This window comes from Ancylobacter mangrovi, from assembly GCF_024752355.1.
GTDB lineage: Bacteria > Pseudomonadota > Alphaproteobacteria > Rhizobiales > Xanthobacteraceae > Ancylobacter > Ancylobacter mangrovi.
The window spans coordinates 89,673-111,161 of sequence record NZ_JANTHZ010000015.1; the positions used below are offsets into that span (position 1 = coordinate 89,673).

General features: G+C 66.7%; 29 protein-coding genes and 1 tRNA gene. 22 read left to right on the plus strand and 8 right to left on the minus strand.

The features are described from left to right. Positions 1-45 precede the first annotated feature (45 nt). The 4 genes from NVS89_RS22650 to NVS89_RS22665 form a co-directional block, all read right to left on the minus strand. Positions 46-1,536 (minus strand): hypothetical protein, encoded by a 1,491-nt coding sequence (locus NVS89_RS22650; protein ID WP_258735051.1) that lies wholly within the window; start codon positions 1,534-1,536, stop codon positions 46-48. Further along, positions 1,499-2,569 (minus strand): TetR family transcriptional regulator C-terminal domain-containing protein, encoded by a 1,071-nt coding sequence (locus NVS89_RS22655; RefSeq protein WP_258735052.1) that lies wholly within the window; start codon positions 2,567-2,569, stop codon positions 1,499-1,501. The genes NVS89_RS22650 and NVS89_RS22655 overlap by 38 nt, the downstream gene beginning before the upstream one ends. Before the next feature lie 105 nt (positions 2,570-2,674). Further along, positions 2,675-3,013 carry a DUF3572 family protein gene (locus NVS89_RS22660; protein WP_258735053.1) on the minus strand — a complete coding sequence of 113 codons (339 nt, stop codon included), beginning with the start codon at positions 3,011-3,013 and terminating at the stop codon, positions 2,675-2,677. Then, positions 3,006-3,263, minus strand: coding sequence for a hypothetical protein (locus tag NVS89_RS22665; protein WP_258735054.1), 258 nt, complete (start codon positions 3,261-3,263; stop codon positions 3,006-3,008). The genes NVS89_RS22660 and NVS89_RS22665 overlap by 8 nt, the downstream gene beginning before the upstream one ends. 256 nt (positions 3,264-3,519) lie before the next feature. Between NVS89_RS22665 and NVS89_RS22670 the strand changes: the two genes are divergently transcribed. The 16 genes from NVS89_RS22670 (at position 3,520) to NVS89_RS22745 (ending at position 13,055) form a co-directional block, all read left to right on the plus strand. After that, positions 3,520-3,774 carry a hypothetical protein gene (locus tag NVS89_RS22670; RefSeq protein WP_258735055.1) on the plus strand — a complete coding sequence of 85 codons (255 nt, stop codon included), beginning with the start codon at positions 3,520-3,522 and terminating at the stop codon, positions 3,772-3,774. Between the two features lie 92 nt (positions 3,775-3,866). Then, entirely contained in the window at positions 3,867-4,091 is a 225-nt protein-coding gene (locus NVS89_RS22675) for a hypothetical protein (protein ID WP_258735056.1), read from the plus strand. Further along, positions 4,078-4,467, plus strand: a complete 390-nt coding sequence (locus tag NVS89_RS22680) for a ProQ/FinO family protein (protein ID WP_258735057.1) — start codon at positions 4,078-4,080, stop codon at positions 4,465-4,467. Before NVS89_RS22675 ends, NVS89_RS22680 begins: the two co-directional genes overlap by 14 nt. Positions 4,468-4,536: 69 nt before the next feature. Then, positions 4,537-4,824, plus strand: coding sequence for a hypothetical protein (locus NVS89_RS22685; RefSeq protein WP_258735058.1), 288 nt, complete (start codon positions 4,537-4,539; stop codon positions 4,822-4,824). Next, positions 4,824-5,018, plus strand: coding sequence for a hypothetical protein (locus tag NVS89_RS22690; protein WP_258735059.1), 195 nt, complete (start codon positions 4,824-4,826; stop codon positions 5,016-5,018). The genes NVS89_RS22685 and NVS89_RS22690 overlap by 1 nt, the downstream gene beginning before the upstream one ends. Beyond that, on the plus strand, positions 5,011-5,229 hold the full coding sequence (locus tag NVS89_RS22695) for a hypothetical protein (protein ID WP_258735060.1): 219 nt from the start codon (positions 5,011-5,013) through the stop codon (positions 5,227-5,229). The genes NVS89_RS22690 and NVS89_RS22695 overlap by 8 nt, the downstream gene beginning before the upstream one ends. Then, positions 5,222-5,548 carry a hypothetical protein gene (locus NVS89_RS22700; protein ID WP_258735061.1) on the plus strand — a complete coding sequence of 109 codons (327 nt, stop codon included), beginning with the start codon at positions 5,222-5,224 and terminating at the stop codon, positions 5,546-5,548. The genes NVS89_RS22695 and NVS89_RS22700 overlap by 8 nt, the downstream gene beginning before the upstream one ends. Further along, on the plus strand, positions 5,541-5,801 hold the full coding sequence (locus NVS89_RS22705) for a hypothetical protein (RefSeq protein ID WP_258735062.1): 261 nt from the start codon (positions 5,541-5,543) through the stop codon (positions 5,799-5,801). Before NVS89_RS22700 ends, NVS89_RS22705 begins: the two co-directional genes overlap by 8 nt. After that, on the plus strand, positions 5,798-6,376 hold the full coding sequence (locus NVS89_RS22710) for a sulfotransferase family protein (RefSeq protein WP_258735063.1): 579 nt from the start codon (positions 5,798-5,800) through the stop codon (positions 6,374-6,376). The genes NVS89_RS22705 and NVS89_RS22710 overlap by 4 nt, the downstream gene beginning before the upstream one ends. Next, positions 6,369-6,743 carry a hypothetical protein gene (locus NVS89_RS22715; RefSeq protein WP_258735064.1) on the plus strand — a complete coding sequence of 125 codons (375 nt, stop codon included), beginning with the start codon at positions 6,369-6,371 and terminating at the stop codon, positions 6,741-6,743. The genes NVS89_RS22710 and NVS89_RS22715 overlap by 8 nt, the downstream gene beginning before the upstream one ends. Positions 6,744-6,751: 8 nt before the next feature. Continuing rightward, on the plus strand, positions 6,752-7,153 hold the full coding sequence (locus NVS89_RS22720; RefSeq protein WP_258735065.1) for a hypothetical protein: 402 nt from the start codon (positions 6,752-6,754) through the stop codon (positions 7,151-7,153). Continuing rightward, a complete protein-coding gene (locus NVS89_RS22725) occupies positions 7,150-9,765 on the plus strand; it encodes a DNA methyltransferase (protein WP_258735066.1) in 2,616 nt (871 codons plus the stop codon). Before NVS89_RS22720 ends, NVS89_RS22725 begins: the two co-directional genes overlap by 4 nt. Next, entirely contained in the window at positions 9,765-11,747 is a 1,983-nt protein-coding gene (locus NVS89_RS22730; RefSeq protein ID WP_258735067.1) for a DNA cytosine methyltransferase, read from the plus strand. Before NVS89_RS22725 ends, NVS89_RS22730 begins: the two co-directional genes overlap by 1 nt. Further along, on the plus strand, positions 11,744-12,364 hold the full coding sequence (locus NVS89_RS22735; protein ID WP_258735068.1) for a J domain-containing protein: 621 nt from the start codon (positions 11,744-11,746) through the stop codon (positions 12,362-12,364). The genes NVS89_RS22730 and NVS89_RS22735 overlap by 4 nt, the downstream gene beginning before the upstream one ends. Next, positions 12,357-12,710, plus strand: a complete 354-nt coding sequence (locus NVS89_RS22740; protein WP_258735069.1) for a DUF4326 domain-containing protein — start codon at positions 12,357-12,359, stop codon at positions 12,708-12,710. The genes NVS89_RS22735 and NVS89_RS22740 overlap by 8 nt, the downstream gene beginning before the upstream one ends. Positions 12,711-12,932: 222 nt before the next feature. Continuing rightward, positions 12,933-13,055, plus strand: coding sequence for a hypothetical protein (locus NVS89_RS22745; RefSeq protein WP_258735070.1), 123 nt, complete (start codon positions 12,933-12,935; stop codon positions 13,053-13,055). Positions 13,056-13,123: 68 nt separating this feature from the next. Here NVS89_RS22745 and NVS89_RS22750 read toward each other — a convergent pair whose 3' ends face one another. After that, positions 13,124-13,438 (minus strand): hypothetical protein, encoded by a 315-nt coding sequence (locus NVS89_RS22750; RefSeq protein ID WP_258735071.1) that lies wholly within the window; start codon positions 13,436-13,438, stop codon positions 13,124-13,126. A gap of 384 nt (positions 13,439-13,822) precedes the next feature. On the opposite strand from NVS89_RS22750, the gene NVS89_RS22755 reads away from it, so the two are divergent. The 3 genes from NVS89_RS22755 to NVS89_RS22765 are packed head-to-tail and all read left to right on the plus strand — an operon-like array spanning position 13,823 to position 15,077. Further along, positions 13,823-14,335 (plus strand): DUF4326 domain-containing protein, encoded by a 513-nt coding sequence (locus NVS89_RS22755; protein WP_258735072.1) that lies wholly within the window; start codon positions 13,823-13,825, stop codon positions 14,333-14,335. A 2-nt stretch (positions 14,336-14,337) separates the two neighbouring features. After that, positions 14,338-14,799, plus strand: coding sequence for a hypothetical protein (locus NVS89_RS22760; protein WP_258735074.1), 462 nt, complete (start codon positions 14,338-14,340; stop codon positions 14,797-14,799). Between the two features lie 38 nt (positions 14,800-14,837). Next, positions 14,838-15,077, plus strand: a complete 240-nt coding sequence (locus tag NVS89_RS22765) for a hypothetical protein (RefSeq protein WP_258735075.1) — start codon at positions 14,838-14,840, stop codon at positions 15,075-15,077. Positions 15,078-15,317: 240 nt separating this feature from the next. On the opposite strand, the gene NVS89_RS22770 is transcribed toward NVS89_RS22765, so the two are convergent. The 3 genes from NVS89_RS22770 to NVS89_RS22780 all read right to left on the minus strand — a co-directional run bounded on the left by NVS89_RS22770 (position 15,318) and on the right by NVS89_RS22780 (position 17,663). Then, complete coding sequence (locus NVS89_RS22770; protein WP_258735076.1) at positions 15,318-15,575, minus strand: hypothetical protein; 258 nt, start codon at positions 15,573-15,575, stop codon at positions 15,318-15,320. Positions 15,576-16,343: 768 nt separating this feature from the next. Then, a tRNA-Asp gene (locus tag NVS89_RS22775) sits at positions 16,344-16,420 on the minus strand. Between the two features lie 94 nt (positions 16,421-16,514). Beyond that, entirely contained in the window at positions 16,515-17,663 is a 1,149-nt protein-coding gene (locus tag NVS89_RS22780) for an AI-2E family transporter (protein ID WP_258735077.1), read from the minus strand. Between the two features lie 191 nt (positions 17,664-17,854). Here NVS89_RS22780 and NVS89_RS22785 point away from each other — a divergent pair, with 191 nt between their 5' ends. The 3 genes from NVS89_RS22785 to kdsA all read left to right on the plus strand — a co-directional run bounded on the left by NVS89_RS22785 (position 17,855) and on the right by kdsA (position 21,334). Next, complete coding sequence (locus tag NVS89_RS22785; protein WP_258735078.1) at positions 17,855-19,279, plus strand: mannose-1-phosphate guanylyltransferase/mannose-6-phosphate isomerase; 1,425 nt, start codon at positions 17,855-17,857, stop codon at positions 19,277-19,279. A gap of 168 nt (positions 19,280-19,447) precedes the next feature. Further along, entirely contained in the window at positions 19,448-20,458 is a 1,011-nt protein-coding gene (locus NVS89_RS22790; RefSeq protein WP_374114630.1) for a KpsF/GutQ family sugar-phosphate isomerase, read from the plus strand. Between the two features lie 30 nt (positions 20,459-20,488). Next, positions 20,489-21,334 (plus strand): 3-deoxy-8-phosphooctulonate synthase, encoded by an 846-nt coding sequence (kdsA, locus tag NVS89_RS22795; RefSeq protein ID WP_258735080.1) that lies wholly within the window; start codon positions 20,489-20,491, stop codon positions 21,332-21,334. The last annotated feature ends 155 nt before the right edge of the window (positions 21,335-21,489 follow it).

Genomic DNA, 21,489 nt, shown 5'->3' on the forward strand with positions numbered 1-21,489 from the left:
TGCAAGTTGACTTCTGCTGGAAGGCACTCGCAACCGACTGGGCTGTCATAGGTTCTTTTCAGGCATTTTAGGCTGAGCCGATTGTGTATCTGTCCCGGCGCCGGCGGACGCAGGGACATCTCCAGCCTTCGAGTTTACGGAGGCTCCTTCGGGAACCTCGGCTGCCTTGGTCGCCGGCTCTTCGGTACCTTGCTGATACGGCAGCCCGGAAGGTCGAGCGAGTGCCGTACAGACCACAAGCACCAGAAGAAGCGTCGCCGCGATACCTCCTATCCAGGCAGCCAAATAGAACCCACCCTCCGCCGACGCTGCGGGCCCCACAACCATCGTCTCGTAGTCACTCTCCGGCATGAACCGATAGATCTTCGCGTGCCACTCACGGCGAAGGCGCCTTTGAAGGCCGACATAGTGCAAACCCGACGCAACTATCGCCGCGACATATAGAAACAATACCACTCCTATGACCGCGACGGCTTGTCTAACGATCAGGGCGGGATTATCGAGGGCCAACCGTCCCGCAATCAAGGCAATTCCTGCGAACAACGCCGCCGCAACAGCCGAGGCAATACTTCGTGTTGTGTCCGACAGCTTTCCTATTTCTTCGCTGACAGCTTTGCGAAGTTCGGTCATCGCTTTGAGGCTATCTCGACTGACTTCTGATAAGCCGAAGGCTCGCGCCATGATTGCTCCCTCTAGGGCCGATTCAGCAGCCAATAGGAACATCGCTCCCGCTCCTTGGCCGCTATGAGCCGTCCGGGCAATTTCTGGCGCAAAGAGATCATGCCGCGGTCGCATCTCGACCGAGGACTCGAAAACCCAAGATGCCGCGCGCTGGACGGCACGCATGCCTTGCGGACTTAACGCACCAATTAAGTCAGCTTCCGGCTTCAGACGCGAGAGTGGCGGCCCCCTAAACAGGAGGGTGCCATCCTCCTCAACTTCGTCGCTCAAGCAGCGGAGAAGCCCCGGAAACGCATATTTTGCCCAAGCAACAAAAGCCCAATGCGTAACCGGCCAGTCCAGATCTGGGTCACGCACCAGCCAATGATCAATCTGCGCTGTCACTAGGCGCTCAGGTGCAAGCTCGCGGACCACCTTACGAGGATCACACCCTGTTGCCATCGGGACGAAGACGGTTTCGTCGCCCCAAGGCGCGATCCGATTGGCCTTCGTCTCAAATGCGCTCGGCAACCCCGCCACCCAAATCACTGGAGGGCGCTTATCGTCAAGCAACCAGTCGGTTAGGCCAGAACGGGTAAGAGCCATCGCTGTGCCCTCTGGTCGCGCCGGCTTCGTTACCACCAGCCGATACGGCTCAAATCCGGGCGAGATCTGTTCACGGTTTATGACTTCGGGTGTGGCGTCCTCAATGACATATGTCCAACCGAGCGCAGCGACCGCCTCAACAATGGCCGTTGCGTCGACAGCACCCAGACGGGCAACCGTCAGATTACCCGCACTTTCCGTCACAGCGGCGCGCTCGGTCTGAACGAGACACTCAAGCGCTGACGCGAGATCTGTCGGGAAGGGTGCCATCCTCAACCAGCTTTTCTTCCGTCTGAACCGTGATGGTGGCCCCGCCATCTGGCAGGAACTGACGACGCACGGTCTTATTCTCCTGGTCGCCAGGAAACTCCACAATAACGCCTTCCGCAGTACGGATTCGACGCCGTGCGGCTGTACGCAACACACTGGCATCTGGCTTGAAGGCGACGCCGTTGAGCTTCTTGGCCTTTAGCTGCCGGGCGACCGCCCTCTCCACCGCCGCACGCACCTCTTCCTCGTGAGGCCGGCCGGCCGCGACGAGCATTGCCTCACGCACAGCCGCTTCATCCACCTCTTCGCGCCCTTGCAGGGCTTCCTTGACGGCGCGCAAGGCGGCGGGAACATCGCGATTGGGAAGGTGATCCCGCAGCCCTTCGACCACAGATCGCAACGCACCACGCAGATCTTCGCTCAGCTGAGCATTGTTGCGTTCACGTTTTACATCCAGAAACGCCTCAAAATAATCGGTTAGATCGGGAGCTCGACCCATCCGGTCCCTAGCTGAAAGAGCCTCCTCCACCACGCCGTCGCGAGTGCGAACGATGGCGGATTTCTGGATTGCCCCTTTCTCCTGGACAAATGCCTGCACTATCTGCCGCAACGCGTTACGGCCCTGTTTTTCATAGAGCTCCACCGCCTGTCGATAGTCGTACTTCATCATGCCATAGAGCCGCACCGTAGGATCTTCGACGATGAGTTCGAAGACGAAAAAGGCTCCAGCCGTCGCGGTCTGCGGATGAACATTGTCGAATCGGCGGGTAAGCTCTTGCGCCCCCGTTTCAAAACGAACGGAGCCAGACGCGATTTTCTCAATCGTCGCCTTCGCGTCGGAACCCGCTTTGAATTCATGAACACTGTCGAGCGCAGCATCTACCAGACGCGCCAAAAAGAAATCAAGATGGTCTACACCACTCAAATCCAATTCCGGCTGAGCAACAAATTCCTCTCTGCTCTTGCTAACGACGTGCAGAGTCATTTTGTTTATCCGCAGATTCACCAATTCTTCATCGCTGAAGAAGCCCATTGTTTCCCCCTCCCCATGAACAAGCGGTAGGGAGACACTACACTGTGACGACTGCGAGGAACAGAACCGCGTGCACCTGAAGATCAGCACCTGGCCCACTCTCCTTCAGGCGAAATGCCGTGGGCGCGACCGGCGGCCGGCTGGCATGGGCAGGCATGTTTCTTCATCGCCTCCGCGCAGCACATGGCGCGCCATGGCGATGTCATCGGCACGTATGCCGGTTTCCGACATGATCGCCTCGGCAAGCGCCGCCTCCTCGGCGACCCAGTCCAGAAGCGAGGCGAGAAAGCGCGGATCGCTTGCGCAGGTCCTGACCGCTCTCGCCTCGATCCCCATCTCGGTAAAGAAGCGCTCGAGGCGCAACGCATCGTTCGCGAGAGCGCCCAACACGCGTACGGCGATCCACTCGGCATAGTCGCGAGCCTGTCCGACACCATCACGCATCGCATGCCTCCGGCAGTCTCAGTTGCACCACGCCGGCAATGAGCCCGATAGGGTTCGCACAGGAGCTGCAGACGAAGCGCTGGCGCTCCAGGAAGGCGCTCTCGAGCAGCTCGTCGATCCCGGTCGGCGCATCGTCGACCCGCGGGACGTCGACGAAAAACTGGCTCTCGGCGACGCAGTGCTCGCACCTCAGATCCAGCCGGAAGCGCGCCGCCAGGCGCTCGTAGTCCCCTTCTTCGGCTTCGTTCATGATACCTCACACCCTGCAATGTTCTTGTTATGTTCCGATCCTCAAACATGATCGCTCGTGAGTCGAGTCCAATCGGGCGGCGGTAGCCAGCTTTTCTGGTTTATGGGTTATTTCCCACTTATAGATTGACAGTGGGAAATAACCCACTTAACGTAACTCCATCAGCCGCTCCTGCTGATGCGTGCCCGGCGGCGGTCTACCGCTCCCCCAGCCCTACCGACCGCCGGGCACGCCAACCGCTGATGGAGTTCGCGCCATGTGCGATTGCATTGCCACGACGACGGAACTGCTGAAGCCGCACAACGCCGGCGTCACCTTCAACCTGATCGGCCCGGCGCGGGCCTGCGTCGACCTCTACAAGCTCGATCCCAAAAAGCGCGGGCGCCCGCCGATCCTCCAGGCGACCTTCTGCCCCTTCTGCGGTGAGCGGTATGCCGACAGCACTTCGAGCGCCGGCGAGCGCATTCCCGACGCTCCCAGCCTGAAGACCGACGGCGTCGCCCTCTCCTGAACTTCGGCGGCCGCATCTCCCGCCACGGCCGGATCGCTCCTCCCTCAATCCCAAGTCGATCCGGCCGCCCTTCTCTTTCCAGAGGCCAGCGCATGATCCCGCATTCCCATGCCGAGGAATCCCAGCTTGCCCGGACGCCCGAATTTCAGGCGGCCCGCGCCATCGAGCTCGCGGCCTCGGAACTCGAAACCCTGCGTCTCCAGGCGCTCGATCTCGCCGAGACGCTCTCCACCCACATCCGCTCGCTCAAGGCTCGCTCGCGCGACATGCGCGACCGCCCGTTCCGGACCGAGGACTGCTCCAATGAACGCCGTTGAGACGCCGGTCGAGAAGTGGCGCCAGCGCAAGACCCGCGCCGAGGCGACCCGTGAGCTTCTGGTCCAGCGCTTCCCGCGCTGCTTCATGCCCAAGGGCCAGCCCAAGCTGCCGTTGCAGAAGGGCATCCGGCAGGCCATCCGCGCCGTGGCACCGGAGATCAGCGCCCGCCGGCTGCACGAAGCGCTTTCGGACTACGTCCACGGCCGCACCTATCTGCGCGCCATGACGGCCGGCGCCGCCCGGATCGACCTCGACGGATGGCCGGACGGCATCGTCTCCGAGGACGAGGCGCGCGAGGCCCGGGTTCGCCTCAGGCGCGCCGATCGCAACGCCGCACGCAAGGGAGCCGACCATGGCCATCGCGATGCTGCGTGATCTCTGCGCCCTCTGGCTGTTCCTTTCAGCCCTCGGCTTCTGGGCCGGCGTCTTCACGGGAGCGATGTGATGGTCTGGAAACAGCGAGGCACCATCGAACGCGTGCAGGTGGAGGTCGACCTGAGCGACTTCGACACCGGCCAGCTTCTTCAGGAACTGATCGACCGGCAGATCATCGAAAGTGCCGACGCCGAGAAGTTGCTCGCACGCGAGAAGATCACCGTACAAGGCACAGCGATCTCCCCTAACGACGAGATCTGCCTCGCGCGTTCCGAGCTGGCGATCGGCCGCAGGAGCGAAGCGCTCATCCATATCGAACGCGCCCTCGGCAACGACTTCATCGGGAGGCTCGCCTGATGGCCTGCGCCCTGTCCTCCCTCACCCTCGACGGCGCCGTATTGGGCCTTCTCTTCGGCCTGATGATCTTCGGGCCGCTCGGTTTCTGGGTCGGCCTCCGCACCGCCTGGCAGGACGATTTCCCTGCCCCCGGCTCCTCCGATCCCTACGCCCAACCCTTCCAGGACGACGTGCGCGAGGTGCCCCATGCGTGAGCACGACGAGATCGTCGACGCCATGGCGATCAGCCTGGCGCAATCCACCTGCGATCTGGCGGACGAACGGGAGGTCGCGCTTCTCCTGCTGAGCGCCGGCTACGACGAACGGGAGATCGCCGATCACCGCCGGCAGGCGGTCCGCCTCGCCGCCGCCAGCCGGCGCACCGACAGCATCTGTGCCGGCCTGTCGGGAGGCGCCTATGGCTGAGGTTCATCCCACGCCGGAATTCGCGGCTGCCACGCTGGCGATCAAGGCCCAGATCAACGACCTGATGGCGCGCATCGTCGCGTGTGGGCTGTCGCCCGCGGAGGTCGAGCGCCTCCTTGTCGGCATGACGGGCCGCGCCGCTTGCTTCTGTGCCGGCGCTTCGAAGGCGCTTGCGGGATCGCCGCCTCCTTCCGATGCCCACCCGGACGACATGCTCGAATGGGTCGACAAGACCCTGGCGAGGATCCGGAACGAGATCGAGGCGGAGCTGCGCCAGGCCGCCGCCCGCGCCTTCCCGGAGGTGCAGGGCCATGGCTGACCTCGTCAAGCGCCTCGCCGCCTGGATACGGCGGCCCTGCCCGGCCGAACTGGACATGCGCGCCATTCTGCGCCGCGACGCGATCGATCCCGGCGTCTGCCGCAACTGCCGCTTCTGGAAGCGCGGGCCCGCCTATTCGCAGCGGGGCGAGTGCCGGCGGCTTCCCCCGCCCAACGATCTCGGCTGGCCGCGCACCGACATGCACGGCTCGTGCGGCGAGCACCAGCGGATCGGAACCGGAGTTCGGCCATGACGGACGCCCCGAACATCTTCGTCGCAGGGCTCGGGCGCTGCGGCACCACGCTGGTGATGACCATGCTCGACCGCGGCGGCTTTCCGGTCGTTGGGAGCCGTCCGGCTTACGAGCTCGACGAGATGCGGCCCGGCCAGCACCAGGAAGTCATCCTTCGGCAGATGCGCGGTCGCGCCGTGAAGTGGATCGACTCCATCGCCTTCTCGGTGCCGATCGGCACCCGGGCGCTCACGGTCTGGATGCATCGCGACCCGATCCAGCAGGCCCGCTCGCAGATGAAGCTGCTCGGGCTGGAAGCGAACCGGCAGGATGCACGGCGCATGGCGGCACGCATACGCGCCGACGAGCTTCGCGCGCGGGAGACGGTTCGCCGCCTCGGGCCGGTGCTCGACATCGCCTTCGAGAGCGTCCTGCAGGATCCGACCGGCACCGCCATCCGTCTGTCGGTCTTTCTGGAGGGTCATGGGAAGCTGGAGACGGCGCCGGCGGCAGCAGTCGTCATTCCGCGCTCGCCGCTCTGCGCGCCGGACCTCTCCATCGAGTTTCACCTCATGCGGGAGGCCGGCCATGTCTGATGCCCCCGTTCTCCGACGCTTCCGCGATGTCGTCGCCGCAGGCGGCTATATCGGCGCGGGCGATCCCGACGCGGTCGCGGCCTTCGGCGAGCACGGCGCGATGGCGGCACAATCGGCCACCACCGGCCCGCTCGGCGGCTCCGTGGATGGCGCCATAGCCTTCAAGGAAGCGCTGTTGCCCCGTTGGTTCTGGCGTTGCGGGCACGGCAGCCAGGAGCCGGGCTGGGCTCATCTCAACCGCGTTCACCCCGACCACTGTGACCGGCTCGACGAAGCGAACGGGAAAGCGTCAACCCCGGCCAAGGCCCTGGTGCTGGCGGTCCTGAACGCGGCGCTCGCCATGGCGGAGGCGGGGCAATGCGCATGAACCCCTCCGTGAACCGCTACCTCGCCGACAAGGCAATGGATGATATCGATCATGCTCTTGGCCGGCCGCTCGACCCGATGGGCGAGACCTACCGCAACCGTTTCGCCACCAGCGGGGCGAAAGCCGAGGAAATGGCCTCTTCACCGCACTGGGAGGAGTTCGAGCGCGCGGCAACCATGCGCTTCTTCGGCGTGACGGCGGAAGGCCGGAAGGCACTCGCCGATCATCTGCGGGCGATCGGAGATCGGTACCGCGCTTTCGTGGTCAGCTTCGAGGGCTATGAGGACGTCGTCGCGGCGCCGTCTCCTGCCGAGGCGCGCTACAAGCGGTGGCTTAGCATCAGCGATAGCTGGAGCGAACTCACCTTCGGCGAGTTCCTGCGCGGCTCCCGCGTCCGGAGGGCCGCATGAACGCTCGCCTCTCCTATCGCCGGTTCCTCGAAGCGAAAATGAAGGTTGCCCCGTCGACCGGCATCTCCGTGCCGCTGGACGGGATCAACCCGGCGCTCAAGCCCTTCACGCGAAGCATCGTCCAATGGGCAGCGGCGGGCGGGCGGCGGGCCATCTTCGCCAGCTTCGGTCTGCACAAGACCTCGACGCAGATCGAGCTCTGCCGGCTGCTGAAGGCCCGCGTCGGCGGCGAGGCGCTGATCGTGCTGCCGCTCGGCGTGCGTCAGGAGTTCTTCCGCGACGCGCGCGAGCGCTTCCACGACGCTTTCGCGGTCTCGCTTCGCTTCGTTCAGTCAGACGACGAATTCCACGGGGCCCGCGCTCAGGGCGACCACATCTACCTGACGAACTACGAGAGCATCCGTGAGGGCAAGCTCGACCCCGGCAACTTCGCCATCGCCAGCCTCGACGAGGCGTCGATCCTGAGAAGCTTCGGCTCCAAGACCTTCCAGACCTTTCTGCCGCTCTTCGACAAGGCGCGCTTCCGCTTCGTCGCCACCGCCACCCCTTCGCCCAACCGCTTCAAGGAGCTGATCCATTACGCCGGCTTCCTTGGCGTGATGGATACGGGTCAGGCGCTGACACGCTTCTTCCAACGCAACTCGGAAAAGGCAGGCGATCTCACGCTCTTTCCGCACAAGGAACATGAGTTCTGGATGTGGGTGTCCACCTGGGCCGTCTTCCTCCAGAAGCCGTCGGATCTGGGGTTCTCCGATGAAGGCTACGACCTCCCGCCGCTCACCGTCCGCTGGCATGAGGTGCCGGTCGACCTGGTCGGCTCGACGGCCGATCGCGACGGGCAGCTGGCGCTGATCCGTCCCGAGGCCAAAGGTCTGTCGCAGGAAGCGCGCGAGCGGCGCGCCGCCCTGCCTGCCTGCATCGGTAGGATGCAGGAGATCATCGCCGGCGATCCGACAAGCCATCGCATCCTTTGGCATGACCTCGAGGATGAGCGCCGGGCGATCGAGGCGGCGGTGCCGGGCGTCCGGTCCGTCTATGGCACGCAGGAGCTCGAGGAGCGCGAGGGCCGCGTCATCGGCTTCTCGGACGGTGCCTTCCAGTTCCTCGCTGCCAAGCCGGTGATGCTCGGCTCCGGCTGCAACCTGCAGCGCCATTGTCACAAGGCGGCGTTCCTCGGCGTCGGGCACAAGTTCAACGACTTCATCCAGGCGGTCCACCGCATCCAGCGGTTTGGCCAGCTCCATCCCGTCGAGATCGACGTCATCTATCCCGAGAGCATGCGGCCGGCGCGACGCGACCTCGAGGCCAAGTGGGCGCGCCATGAGGAAATGGCCGCGCGCATGAGCGAGATCATTCGCAAATACGGGCTCAGTCTCGCCGGCATGGCGGAGGTCCTGCAACGCTCGATCGGCATCGAGCGGATCGAGGCCAGCGGCCAGGGCTGGCAGGTGGCGAACAATGACTGCGTCGAGGAGTGCCGGCGGATGGACGCCGATTCCGTCGACCTGATCGTCACGTCGATCCCGTTCTCGAACCACTACGAGTACACGCCGACCTATGACGACTTCGGCCACACCGACGACGATGACCACTTCTTCGGCCAGATGGATTTCCTGACGCCGGAGCTGCTGCGGATCCTGAAGCCGGGCCGGGAATGCTGCATCCACGTGAAGGACAGGATCCTGTTCGGTTCCGTCACGGGCGCCGGGACGCCGACGGTCAACCCGTTCCACGCGAAGACGCTCTTCCATTTCATGAGGCACGGCTTTGCCTACATGGGCATGGCGGTGATCGACACCGACGTCGTGCGCGAGAACAACCAGACCTACCGGCTCGGCTATTCGGAGAATGCCAAGGACAGCACGAAGATGGGCTTCGGAAGCCCGGAATTCCTGCTGGTGTTCCGCAAGCTACCGAAGGACCGCTCACGCTCCTATGCCGATCAGCGCGTGGCGAAGGAGATGCCTGCTGTCGAGATGCCCGACGGCGCGATCGTCTCCTTTAACGACAAGGGACGCCCGGTGCCCGGCACCGGCTATTCCCGCGCTCGTTGGCAGACCGACGCGCATGCCCGTTGGCGGTCGAGCGGCAACCGCCTGCTGACGGCGGACGAGCTTGCGAAGCTCGATCCCGATGTCATCGGAAAGGTCTTCAGGCAGTTCAGCATGGAGACCGTCTACGATTACGAGACGCATGTGCGGATCGGCGAGGAGCTGGACTATCGCGGCGTCCTGCCGGCCGTGTTCATGGCGCTCTGGCCCGGCAGCAGCCGGCCGGATGTCTGGCACGACATCGACCGGATGAAGACGCTGAACACGGCGCAGGCCTCGGCCGGCCGGGAGCTCCACGTCTGCCCGCTCCAGTTCGATGTCGTCGACCGCTGCATTACCCGCTACTCGGCGCCCGGGGAGCTCGTCTTCGATCCTTTCGGCGGGCTCTTCACGGTGCCCTACCGGGCCCTGCATCTCGGCCGGCGCGGGCGAGCCGCCGAGCTCAACCACAGGTATTTCCTCGACGGCGTGAAATACCTCGAGGCGATCGAACGCAAGAAGGCCATTCCGACGCTGTTCGACTTCCTGGCTCCCGCGGATCAGCCGGAGGCGGCGGAGTGATGAGCGACGTCGAAATCCGCCACTTTCACATCTGCTGCGGCCTCGGCGGCGGTGCCAAGGGCTTCAACAAGGGACAGGCGCGCGTCGGCTCACTGAGGGCGAAGTTCCGCTGCATCGGCGGCGTCGACAGCGACGCCGCGGCGATCCGCGATTTCAGCCGCTCGGCCGGCGTGCCGGGCACCGTGATCGACCTGTTCGACCGCCAGCAATATCGCGACTTCCACGGGCACGAGCCGCCGGCGGACTGGCACGAAGCGGCGTCGGAGGACATGCGGCGCGCCGCCCACTACGAGCGCCCGCACATCGTCTTCGCCTCGTTCCCCTGCAAGGGCTTCTCCGGCCTGCTGTCGGAGACCAAGAGCCTCAGCACCAAGTACCAGGCGCTCAACCGGCTCACCTTCCGCGGCCTGTGGCTGGCGCTCGATGCCTGGTCGGACGACCCTCCGGAGCTGTTCATCTTCGAGAACGTGCCGCGCATCGCCACGCGGGGCCGTCACTTCATCGACCAGATCGTCGCCCTGCTGCGCAGCTACAACTATGTCGTAGCCGAGACCACGCATGATTGCGGCGAGATCGGCGGTCTCGGCCAAAGCCGCAAGCGCTTCCTGCTGGTCGCCCGCCACCAGGTGAAGGTCCCGCCCTTCCTCTACGAGCCGCCCAAGCGCCGGCTGCGCGGTGTCGGCGAGATCCTCGAAAAGCTCCCGCTCCCGGGCGACGAGACGCGCGGCGGCCCCATGCACCGTGTGCCCTCGCTCCAGTGGAAGACCTGGGTGCGCCTCGCCTTCGTCGAGGCCGGGTCGGACTGGCGCTCGCTCAACCGTCTCGGTGTCGCCGACGGGGTCCTGAAGGATTTCGGCATCGCGCCCGATGCCGACTGGCAGGCCGGCGTGCTCGGCGTGCAGCCCTGGGAGCACCACAGCGGCGCCGTAACCAGCCGCGGCGGCCCGACCAACGGCACCTTCGCTGTCGCAGATCCGCGCGTCGACGGGCACCCGAAGTCGGTCCAGCTCGGCGTTCGAGAATGGAACAGGACCGCCGCCACGGTGAAGGGCGACGTTTCGGTCGGCACCGGGCCCTACGCCGTGTGTGATCCTCGGCTGCAGGGCGCCCCGCGCTTCAACAACACCTTCCGGATCGTGCCCTTCGGCGCGCCCTTGCCGGCGATCGCCGGCCCGGGCGGCCCCGCCGGCGGCCTGGCCGTGGCGGACCCGCGCCCGAGCGACCGGCCGGACTACAAGCAGACGAAATACCGCGTCACGCGGATGGACGAGGCGTCCGGCGTCGTCATCTCGGCCTCGACCACCGGCAACGGCGCCTTTGCCGTCGCCGATCCTCGAACGGGATTTGGGCCGGCCACACATCACAACATCATGCAGGTGCATGGCTGGGAGGATGCGGGGAAGACTGTCACCGGCGCCGCGCACCCGAGCGGCGGCGCGCTCTGCGTCGCCGATCCCCGGCCGGCCGCGCTAAGCCGGGAGGATCGCAGCGTCTACCTCACCGGCGGCCACTACGGCGTCACCGGCTGGGAGGAGACGAGCGGTGCGGTACCGGCCTTCGCAAAGAACAACAACGGCCATTGGTCGGTCGCCGATCCGCGCGCGCCGGAGGCGGCCGTCGCCTCGATCGACGCCCTGCCGGAGGGCAACACCAATCTGGTCGCCATCATCCGCGCCCTTGACGGCACCTGGCATCGCCCATTCACCACGCTCGAACTCGCCGCGCTGCAGAGTCTCGTCGACCCGGAGACGCTGTTCACGCTGGAGGGCCGGAGCGATTCCGCGTGGCGCGAGCGCATCGGCAACGCCGTGCCGCCCGATGCCGCCGCGGCGATCGCGTCCGTCATGGGCCGAACGCTGCTGCTCGCCTGGGCGGGCGAGAGCTTCATGCTTTCCGCCGACCCGATATGGGTCCAGCCGCTGACGGTGGCGCTGTCGGTCGACCAGCGAGGAGCTTTCCCATCGGAGCGAAGCCAGCCATGAGCCAGGCATTCCCCCTCTCATGGCCGCCCGGCCGCCCGCGCAGGACGTCGCGCCGCACCGCCACGTTCGGCACCACGAAGCGCGGGAGCTTCAAATCGCGGCTCACCGTCGCCGAAGCGATGCAGCGGCTGCAGTCCGAACTCGATCTGCTTGGCGCGCGCTATCCGATCGTGTCGTCAAACCTCGAGCCACGACTGGACGGGCTCCCGCGCTCCGGCCAGCGCGAGCCGACCGACCCGGGCATCGCGCTCTATTTCCAGCTCAACGGCAAGCCGCATTGCATGCCCTGTGACACCTATGACCGCGCCGCCGACAACATTGCCGCCATTGCCGGGCATATCGAGGCGACGCGCAAGATCGAGCGGCACGGCGTGGCGACGGTGGCAGAGATGTTCTCCGGGTTCGCCGCCCTCCCGCCCCCCGACGCGCGGCGTCCGTGGCGTGACGTTCTGGAGCTCGCCAACGTGCCGGGCAGCCACATTACCCGCGAAACGATCATGGCCGCCTATCGCCGTCTCGCGCGCTCCAAGCACCCCGATGCTGGCGGAAGCGAGACGGCTATGTCCGAGTTGAATGTCGCCCGCGACGAGGCGCTTAAGGGGAACGGGAATGGCTGACACACCCGTCCGCATCCGCCTCTCGCGCGCCAGGGGTTGGCGCATGCCGCGCGACACGGTGAAGGTCGACCGCTCGACGCCGTGGGGAAACCCCTTCGTGGTGGGCCGGGACGGCACCGCTGCCGAATGCGTCAGGCTCTACCGGGCGCTCCTCGGTGGCCTCGTCTGCGTCTCACGCGATGCCGTTCCGCAGGACCAGCGAGACGCCGAGCACCACGCGCGGGCCCACATCAGCGAGATACGCGGCAAGAACCTCGCCTGCTGGTGCGCCCTCGACAAACCGTGCCACGCGGACGTGCTGCTCGAGGTCGCGAATACGCCGGAGAGCGGGGAGGCGCGACCATGACCTGCGGATGGCGCGCCCTCTCGATCATCCAGCCGCGGATCTGGTGCATTGCCCACCATGGCAGGTGCGATGAGTACTTGCGTCCGCCGTCAGTCATATACTACCGGTGGACGTTGCTCTGTTCAGTTGCGTCCGTCGTTCGGCGGTATGAATACGCCACTAGCTTCGCTGTGGCGCTTCCTTTCCAACCCCGTTTGCCGCAACGCCTCGGCGCGAGATTTCATGATGCGCATTTATCTGGCATTCGCGCTGGCTGTCGCTGCCCGTGCCGTCGCTCCTCGTGGCCTGCGCCGTTATTTCGATACCCCAATAGAGGCACTTCGAAGCTACATCGAGCCGATGTGACGACCGACAACACGACATTCCCTTCTCCGGCCCCCGTTACCCGCAAACGAGACCGGTCCCTCCCCGCCTCAGCCGAACCCGTCGGCCCGGCCGTCGCCGCCTTCGAGCAGGGCGCGCGCCACGTCGAAATGCAGGCAGTCGCGGTCGAGCTCGCCGATGCGGATCGGAACCGGGCGGCCGGATTCGAGCACGAGGAAGGCGGGCGAGGTGCCGCGCGCGGCGAGCATGGTGAAGGTTTCCGCCCGCAGCACCCCGGCCAGCACCGGGCCGGCGCCCGGCTCGATGGCATAGCTCGCCGTCGAGGAGCCCATGGTCCGTGTGCGCAGCCAGCCATCGCCGCGCAGATCGCCGCGGGGCAGCGGCGCCGGCGTGGCTGCCGGCATCGCACCGGCCGGCCGCTCGTCGCGCGGACGCGGCCCGGTGCAGCGGCATGTGTTCTCTGGGCAGAAGGGCGCCGCCAGCCAGGCGGCAAGGGTCCTGTTCAAGGCCCGCATGAGGAATGCCTCCCCCGTGACATCCGGCCCGCGATGAGCCTTCGGGGGAGGAACCGGTGGTGGACGCCGGCGTTCCTCGGCGCCCCGGCATCTCGATCGGGAGGGTTAACCTTCCCTTTCAACAAACGGTCGATTTCCGGGCAAGCCCCAGAAAGGCAAGTCAAATCATGACCTTCGGCCATCTCGCCGGCGCCGGATCAGCCATCGCCTTCTGCTTGGTCGTCATCCTCTGTTTTCGCCGGCTCGCACGGCACCAGCAGCGGGACCGGGACGATGGCTGAACCGCGCCGTCTCCAGCTCACGAAGATCGCCGGCCGCACCATCGTGCCGGCCGGTTCCGTGAGGGTCGATCGCGCCACCCGGTGGCGCCCGCCATTCTGGCTCGATCACCGCTATGTCGAGTACCTGCTAAAGGCTCGAGGATGGCTGCCGACGCAGGCGAACCGATACGGGGTTCTTGCCTACCTGTATCGCGTCTGGCTTGCCGGCGGCCTCAAGAGCAGCGATTTCCATTACGATGGCTTCCGGGCCCGCCACTTCGACCAACCGCCGCCGCTGCCCCCGTCGCAGGAAGAGATTGATCGGCACCTTCGAGGTCGCAACCTCGCCGACTGGCCGAAGCCCGGATGCCCCTGCGTCGGCGATGTCCTTCTGTCGATCGCCAATCGAGGACCCGATGGCACGCCGTTCCCGACGGCGTCAGATGCTTATCGACCGGCGCGCATGCCTCGTTCGGGCAGTTCGCGCCGCAGCGACGCCTATCAGATCACGCGCTTTGGACGGTGAGCATGGCGTTCCGGATCGAGACGGGCGTCAGGCCCAACCTCAAGAGCGCACGTCGCAAGCGTCAGCGCCCGCTCCCGGCGCCGAGGGCCCGCCTGAAGGATGAGACCCATCTGCGGATCCTGCGCCAGCTCCCGTGCCTCGTAAGCGGCACGGCGCCCGCCGGCGAGGCCGCCCATATCCGCTACGCCAGCGCGCTGCACGGCAAGGGCATTACCGGGATCGGAACGAAGCCTGACGACAAATGGGCAGTGCCGCTGTGTGTCTGGCTTCACACGATGAGCTCGGGAGCCCAGCACCGCGACGGCGAGGAATGGTGGTGGGAGGAGCGAGGCATCGATCCTCTCTTCATCGCGGCGCAGCTCTATGCGGTCTCCGTCGCCATGCGCGACGCCAAGGTGCCCGAGCATGATGTCGTGCGCCAGCTCACCCGGATGGTGATCGATTTCCGCCGGAACGTTGGTTGAGGTGACAAATGCGGCGCGCTCCCTCCGTCCGATTCCCCGTGGATCCTCGCGACGTGCCGGCCGAAAAGGCGGCACGCCGCCTTCACCTCACGCTCGCGGAATTCGAGGCGAAGCTGCTCTCGTTGCAGGATCGCGGGTTCCCTCGCGCCGACCCCACGACCGGCATGTTCGACCTGAAGGCGATCGACGCCTGGATGGATCGCCGGTCAGGCTTGACCAGGCCGGAGCAGGCGCGCGACTCTAGGGAGGTAGCGCTTGGCCGCATCGCCAATCTGTGAGCTTCCTTTGGGCACCGACAAGATCCGCTATCTGGTCTTCGTGCAGGGAAAATGGCGCTGGCGGCCGACGCGGGCCATGAAGGCCCATGGCTTTCGGCTGGTGACGTTCGGCCCTCGGCTCACAGTTGAACATCAAGCTCGCGCTCTTGACCTCAATGCCGAATGGGATGTCGCGCGGCGCGCCGGTCCGCCGGGCGTCGTGGCTAGGCCGTCCTATCCTCCCGGCAGCGTCGGCGACGGCTATCTCCGCGCCATGTCCATGCGGACCAGGGATCGGGTGAGCAAGGGCAGATCGTGGTCGAGCGAGCAGAGCAGCCGCGACGATTGGCCAAGAGCGTGGAAATGGCTTGCTCCGGTCTGGGGTGATGTCGACCCGAAAACGATCCAGCCGGAAGAAATGCAGGCCTTCCGGGAGAAGATCGCCGCCAGGGTTTCGCCGTCGGAGGCGTTCCGGACCATCAAGGTTTGGCGGGCTCTATGGAAGAAGATGGCGGTCATGGGCTATTGCGCGCCGGACCGCGACCCGTCTCTTGCCACCGCGAACAGCGCACCGTCTCCTCGATCGGCCGTCTGGCAAGACCGGGAGGTCAAGCTGATGGTCCAACGGGCCTGGCGCATGGGCTACCGCGGCCTCGCGGCATGTATGGCGGTGATCTGGGACACCCAGTTGTCGCCGGTGGATGCACGCACGCTCACAACGGCTCAGCGCCGCACAGACGCCACCGGAACCTATTTCGCGGTGGAGCGGGCGAAGACGGGCCAAGCAGCCGCCGGAACCCTCTCCCGATGGTCGGAAGCGATCCTCGACGCGTATGTCGCGCAGCTCGGATTTGATCTCCTCGAGAACGCGCCGATTTTCCGTACTCGTTCCATCTCCGCCTCGGGCAGGGGCGGGCGCCCCTATTCACCGGTGCCCTACAGCAAGGATAAGCTGGGCAAGGACTTTGCGACTGTCCGAATTGCGGTGTTCGGTCCGACCGAAACGCGGATGCTTGCGGATATGCGTCGATCCGGAACGGTCGAAGCTTTCGCCGGCGGCGCCACGCCTGGCAGCGTCTCGACAAAAATGGCGAACACCCTGTCCGCTTCGAACCGGCTCCTGAAGACCTACAACCCGGTCCACGTCGCGACAGTGCGCCAGGTAGACGAAGCTCGCGAGCGCGGCCGGGCACGCATCAAGGAACAAAATGGCAAGGAAAGTGTCACGGCGCCGGTCCGGAAAGTATCACGGATTGTTCGGCACGGGCGCCAAGCCGTTGAAACGACTGGCGGGAGTGACGGGGCTCGAACCCGCGACCTCCGGCGTGACAGGCCGGCGCTCTAACCAACTGAGCTACACCCCCAACGACGGGTCGGTGGCGACCTCGCGTCGAGTGCGGCGGGTGTTAAGGCAGGCACTTACGGGTGTCAAGCGGGTGCGTGAGCATCCTCGTCGCTTCACCCAGGAAGGTGTGGACGACGCTTCGCCAGTATGGCGTCCATCAACGCCATCGCCGTGATCAGCAGCGGCACCGAGAGGAAGGTGCCGACCGGCCCCCACAGCCATGTCCACAGCGCCATTGAAAGGAACACGGCGAACGGGTTGAGCGACACGCGGCGGCCCACGATCATCGGCGTCAGGAACTGCCCCTCTATGCCCGTCAGGGCGAGGAAGGCGGCCGCCGGCAGCAGCCCCTCCACCAGGTCCGGGAAGGTCACGATGCCCGCCATGGCGAGAATCGCCGTCATCGCCGCCGGCCCGAGATAGGGCACGTAGTTGAGCACGCAGGCGAGCGCGCCCCACATCGGCGCGTTGGGCAGGCCGAGCGCGAAGGTCATGAGCGCCGTCGCCACGCCGAGCCCGATATTGATCAGCGTCGCCGTCACCAGATACGCGCCGAGCCGCTCCTCGATCTCGCGGAAGACGCGCAGCGCCGTCAGACGCGTCGAGCGCGGCGTCATCGCCTGCACCACCCGCCGCTTGATCTGGTTCCGGCCCGCCAGGAAGAAGATCAGCGACCCGACGAACAGGATGAACTCCCCGATCGCCGGCGTGATGAGGCCGACCATGCTCTCCACGAGCTGGGAATCGGCGATCTCGACCTTCATCGGCGGCGAGGCCATCCGGCCCATGGATTCGATCGACTCGGCGAATGAGGACAGCCGGTAGATGAGCGGGCGGAACGCGGCGAGGCGTTCCTGCAGGATCCCGCCGATCTCCGGCCCGCGCGCGGTCCAGTCCGCCACCGGCCCTGTCAGCGCCATCACCGCGCCGTACACGCCCGCGACCAGCGCCGCCACGATGATTAGCGTGCCGAGCCAGGTCGGCAGGCCGCGCCGCGCCATGGCCTCGATCGCCGGTCCGATCACGCTGCCGATCATGACCGCGGCCACGATCGGGATCAGCACCGGCCGCGCCACTACCAGGGCGGCGGCGAGCATGACGACCGCGACGGCGATGATCGACACCTGGGTCACGCGCAGCCACAGCCGCTCGTTGCGCTCGCCGGGCGTGGCCGTGGAACGGTGGCCCCCCTGCGCCGCGATCAGGAATGCGCCACCGGAGGCGCCCTCTCCGCCCGCTTCGTCCACCGCCCCGGACCTCATAATCGGTTACCTTCGCTCCACACCAACGTCACTCGCGCCGCCACGACAAGAACGCGGGGCGGATGCGTCGGTTCCGGAGCGTCGCGCGCGCGGCCGGCCGACGGCGAGCCGGGCGGCCGCGGCGTTGCGCAGCGGCATGGACAATTCGTCCGTTTCGGGCATTCTGCACCCCTTCCAAGGAGATCACGTCCATGTTGAGCCCCGCGCCCGTCGTTCCCGTCATTCTCGCTGGCGGCAGCGGAACGCGGCTGTGGCCGGTATCGCGCGACAGCCTGCCCAAGCAGTTCCAGGCGCTGATCGGCGACCACACGCTCTACCAGGACACGCTGCGGCGGGTGTCGGACCGCACCCTGTTCGCGCCGCCGATCGTGCTGACGCATGAAGACTTCCGATTCTTCGCCCGCCGCCAGGCGAGCGACCTCGGCATGGACGTCACCGTGGCGCTCGAGCCGACGCGGCGCGATTCCGGGCCGGCCCTGCTCGCCGCCGCGATGATCGCCCAGCGCCTTGCCGGCGAGAGCTGCCTGGTGCTCGCCCTCGCCGCCGACCACATCGTCCTCGACGAGCAGCTCTTCGTCGACGCCTGCCGCACCGCCGCGATCGCGGCCAGCGACGGGCGCATCGTCACCTTTGGCATCACTCCGACCGAGCCGAGCACCGCCTATGGCTACATCCGGCCCGGCAGCGAGACCGGGCAGGCGGATGCGCGCGTCGTCGACGCCTTCGTCGAGAAGCCGGACCAGAAGACCGCGACCGGCTACCTCGCCGACGGCTATCTGTGGAACTCGGGCAACTTCCTGTTCCCGGCCGGCCTGCTGATCGAGGAGGCCGAGCGCTTCGAGCCGGAGATCGTCGCCTCGGTGCGCGAGGCGGTCGAGCTGGCGGTAGAGGACCTCGGTTTTATCCGGCTCGACGCCAGGGCCTTCGCCTCCTCGCCGGCCAAGTCCATCGACTATGCCGTGATGGAGCGCACCTCGCGCGCCGCGGTGGTCGAGGGCCGCTTCCGCTGGTCCGACATCGGCAGCTGGGACGCGCTGCGCGGCGTCTCGGAGAGCGACGCCTCGGGCAACGTGACGCACGGTCCCGTGACGCTGCTCGATTCCCACAACACCTTCGTCCACTCGGACGGCCCGCTGGTCGCGGCGGTCGGCCTCGACGACGTGTCGGTGGTGGCCACCGAGGACGCCGTGCTGGTGATGCCGGCTCATCGCTCGCAGGACGTGAAGGCGCTGGTCGCCAAGCTGAAGAGCGACGGGCACAACGCCGCCAGCGAGCACCTGAAGGCGCACCGTCCCTGGGGCACCTATCAGACCATCTGCCGCGGCGAGCGCTTCCACGTGAAGAAGATCGTGGTCGAGCCCGGCGGCCGGCTCTCGCTGCAGAAGCACTATCACCGTGCCGAGCACTGGGTGGTGGTGAAGGGCACCGCCGAGGTCACGCTCGACGGCAAGGTGTTCGAGGTGCGCGAGAACGAATCCACCTATCTGCCGCTCGGCGGCGTGCACCGCCTCGCCAATCCCGGCAAGATCCCGCTGGAGCTGATCGAGGTGCAGACCGGCTCCTATCTCGGCGAGGACGACATCGTCCGCATCGAGGACGTCTACAACCGGAGCTGAGCCGCCGGACGGGCGACCTCCTGCCCGCTCCGGCGTCCACCGCTTCCGCTGCCCGCCTGATTGCGTCGCGGGCCGAGGACGCTTATTGACGCCCCTCTGCGGCCGTTTTCATCTGCTTCAGGGTGGAATGATTGCGCGTCGGGCGAGCAAGGGAGTATCGCTGTGGGCATGGCTCAGTCGGAGAAATTTCCCGCCACCGAACCGGCCCGCGAGGAGCATCCCATCCGCGTCAGCGTCCGGCACACCCTCGCCGTCGAGGCGCAGGGCCTGGCGGCACTCAGTGCGGCGGTCGACGGGCCGCTCGGCGCGGCGATCGAGCGGGCCACCCGGCTGATCGAGGCGGCGCGCGGGCGGGTCATCGTCACCGGCATGGGCAAGAGCGGGCATATCGGCCGCAAGCTCGCGGCCACCCTCGCCTCCACCGGCACGCCGGCGCTGTTCCTCCACGCCGCCGAGGCGAGCCATGGCGACCTCGGCATGGTCACGCCGGACGACGTTCTGCTCGCCATCTCCTGGTCCGGCGAAACCGCCGAGCTCGGCGACGTGGTGCACTATGCCGGCCGCTTCGCGGTCCCCCTGCTCGCCATGACCTGCAATGTCGAGAGCACGCTCGGCCGCGCCGCGGACGTGGTGCTGGAGCTGCCGAAGGTCGAGGAAGCGTGCCCCAACGGCCTCGCCCCCACCACCTCCACGCTGATGCAGCTCGCGCTCGGCGACGCGCTGGCGCTGGCGCTGCTGGAGCGGCGCGGCTTCTCGGCCTCGGACTTCCGCGTCTTCCACCCCGGCGGCAAGCTCGGCGCGCGCCTGCTCAAGGTCGCCGACCTGATGCACGAGGCCGACAGCCTGCCGCTGGTGGCGATCGGCACGCCGATGAGCGAGGCGCTGATCGAGATCACCGGCAAGCGCTTCGGCTGTTGCGGCGTCACCGACGCCCGCGGCCAGCTTGTCGGCATCATCACCGACGGCGACCTGCGCCGCCATATGAGCTCGGACCTGCTGCCACGCCCGGTGGAGCAGGTGATGACCAACTCGCCGCTCGTCATCGCGCCGGCCGACCTCGCCAGCTCCGCGCTCGGCCAGATGAGCCGGCTCCAGATCACGGTGCTGTTCGTGGTCAGCGCCGGCGAGCCCGTCGGCATCCTCCACATTCACGACCTGCTGCGCGCCGGCGTCATCTGACCCCGCCCGCCTTCATCGAGGTATCCGACAATGAGCGGCCCGTCCGCCAATCCCATCGTCACCGTCGGTGACGTCCGTTTCGGCAATGCGCTGCCGCTGGCCCTGATCGCCGGTCCCTGCCAGATGGAGAGCCGCGAGCACGCGCTCGAATGCGCCGCCGCGATCCGCGAGATCACGAGCCGGCTCGGCATCGGCGTGGTGTTCAAGACCTCGTTCGACAAGGCAAACCGCACCTCGATCAAGGGCGCGCGCGGCATGGGGCTCGACGCCGCCCTCCCCGTCTTCGCCGAGATCCGCGAGCGCTACGGCATGCCGGTGCTGACCGACGTGCACGAGAACGACCAGTGCGCGCCGGTCGCCGAAGCGGTCGACATCCTCCAGATCCCCGCCTTCCTGTGCCGCCAGACCGACCTGCTGATCGCCGCCGCCGCGACGGGGCGTGTGGTCAACGTCAAGAAGGGCCAGTTCCTCGCGCCGTGGGACATGAAGAACGTCGTCGCCAAGCTCACCGACAGCGACAATCCGAACGTTCTGGTAACCGAGCGCGGCGCCTCGTTCGGCTACAACACGCTCGTCACCGACATGCGTTCCCTGCCGATCATGGCCGAGACGACCGGTGCGCCGGTGATCTTCGACGCCACCCATTCGGTGCAGCAGCCGGGCGGACAGGGCACCTCCTCGGGCGGGCAGCGCGAGTTCGTGCCGGTGCTGGCGCGCGCCGCGGTCGCGGTCGGCGTCGCGGGCGTCTTTATCGAGACCCATCCCGACCCCGACCATGCGCCCTCGGACGGGCCGAACATGGTACCGCTGAAGGATTTCGAGGCGCTGGTCGCCCGCCTGCAAGCCTTCGACCGCCTGGCGAAGGGCGCCGCCTGAACGGCGCCCCTTTCCTCACAGGCTCTGGTTATAGGCGCCCACTTCCGGGTGGGTGCGCAGCACGCCGTCGACCAGCCTGAACATGTCGCGCATGCGCGCCTCCGACACCGGGCTCTCCACCACCACGACCAGCTCCGGCTTGTTCGAGGACGCCC